The organism is Tepidiforma sp., assembly GCF_034433535.1.
In the GTDB taxonomy this organism is placed as follows: Bacteria; Chloroflexota; Dehalococcoidia; order Tepidiformales; family Tepidiformaceae; genus Tepidiforma.
Window position 1 is genome coordinate 1 of sequence record NZ_DAOUAO010000035.1, and the last position, 1,805, is coordinate 1,805.

At 67.4% G+C, this 1,805-nt stretch carries 1 protein-coding gene; it reads right to left on the minus strand.

The features are described 5' to 3' along the window. Nucleotides 1–1,781, minus strand: a 1,781-nt coding sequence (locus VAE46_RS01890; protein WP_322795211.1) for a helicase-related protein, incomplete at its 3' end; no start/stop codon positions are given. Nucleotides 1,782–1,805: the final 24 nt, after the last annotated feature.

The following is a 1,805-nucleotide window of genomic DNA, read 5'->3' on the forward strand; positions in this document are numbered from 1 at the left end:
CGTTCGTCCCCGAGCCCGCGTTTGGTGGGTTTGCCGGCCACGAACCCGTACAGCGGCAGGACCATCGTGGCGGTGCGCGCGCTGCCGCCGCATTGGCCGCACGTTCCCCCTCCGCTTCGGGGGTAGAACCGGCGGCATCTCCCGCACACAGCGTACAGTTCCTCGGGGAGGGCCCTGTCGGGGAACCGCCGCGCGCCTTCGCTCACCCAGAGCTCGCCGGCTGCCACCACCCCGGACCCGGGTGCGAACTCTGCCATCGCGATGCGCAGGTCGCGCTCGAGCTCGATGCGGTTGCCGCCTTCGAGGTGTTCGGTCTGTAGCGGGACGATGTCCACCGGGAAGCCGTACTTGGGCAGCACGGTGTAGCTGGCGAGGTAGCCCAGCAGGTAGCGGCTACGGAGCGTGTTCAGAATGTTCCGGTAATGATCCGCCTTCTTGCCACTTGTCTTCCCCATTTCTTGTTCACGCATAGCAGCATCGATGAGAGCTTGATAGGTGTCCTCATCGGCCCGCACGTTCGCCTCGGCGATCGACAACGGCCCCGGGAGGAGGCCTGCTTCGCGCGCCTCGTCGGTGTCCTCCCGCACGAGTTCCTTCACCCAGCTCCAGTCCTCGATGCCGAGGGGGTCGTGCAGCTCCCGGGGAAAGGTTTCCCGGAGCTCCTCGCGCAGTTTGTCGTCCCGCTCGTCGAGGTACGCCCGGAATAGCTGGGCTGCGGTCGGCGAATTGTCGCGGGCATCGTCGCGAGTGTTAAGGAAGAAGTTCCCTACTGTACGCCAGGCCTGTGAATCGGCCGGGAGTCGCTCGCGAAAGAAGCGGGAGAGTGCCACCGCGTGGACGTGGCGCCGGGCGATGCGCACGTTCAGGTCGGCCACGCGGGGCACCGGCACCCGCCCGGCGACCAGCTCCTCCGGCCGGGCGACCATCTGTTGGTCGTGCGGGCGATGCTGGGCAAACGTCACGACCAGGGCCGCAGCCTCACGGCGGCGGCCGGCGCGGCCCGCCCGCTGAACGTAGTTCGCCACCGTCGGGGGAATGTTGCGCATGAATACCGCCTGGAGATCGCCCAGGTCGACCCCCAGCTCAAAGGTCGTGCTGCAGCTGAGCACGTTGATTTCGCCCCGCACAAACCTGTCCTGGATCCTCGCAGCCTCTTCCGGTGTCCACTGGGCGGTGTGTTCTTCGACCCGCATCTCCGGGCCCGGCGGCTCCTGGTAGGTTCGCCGGTAGTGGTTGTCCTCGTCGGGGTTGTCGGCCACCATCGTCCCCTCGCAACGCATGGTCGGGCAGACGCCGGCCACGGAGCCCGGACGTCGCACCCCACACCGATTGCATACGACGATCCCGCCCGGCGGGGCGAACTCCCACCGGTCGGGATTCACCTGGTAGAGAATCCCGAGCCTCCTGTCGTCAAATCGCCTCAGGAGGTCCGCCGCTGGTGACCCATGGCCGACCAAGAGGTTGTCCCAGGTCCATTCGAGTAAGGAGATGACCGTCGCCCGGTCGGCCTGGTGGCCCAGCCGGGTCAACAAGCGTTCGAGGTAATCGAAGCGCGCGGAGCGCGCCGTGGTGTTCGCCGGAAGCCAAGCCTCGACTCCTCTCTGAGGGTCGGAGCCATTCCGGCGGATGTACGCGTTCCTGCTCCGCGGGCGAAAGACCTCATCCGCCGGGTCGATGTCCTTGCCGAGCGCGAGGATGCCCCGGTCGAGGAGCTGGCCCACGAGAGTCTCCACCAGCGTCCATGACTCGTCGTCGCCAAGGGCTGCGAGGCCTGCCGGCATGTCGGGAGGCGTTCGCCAGCCCTC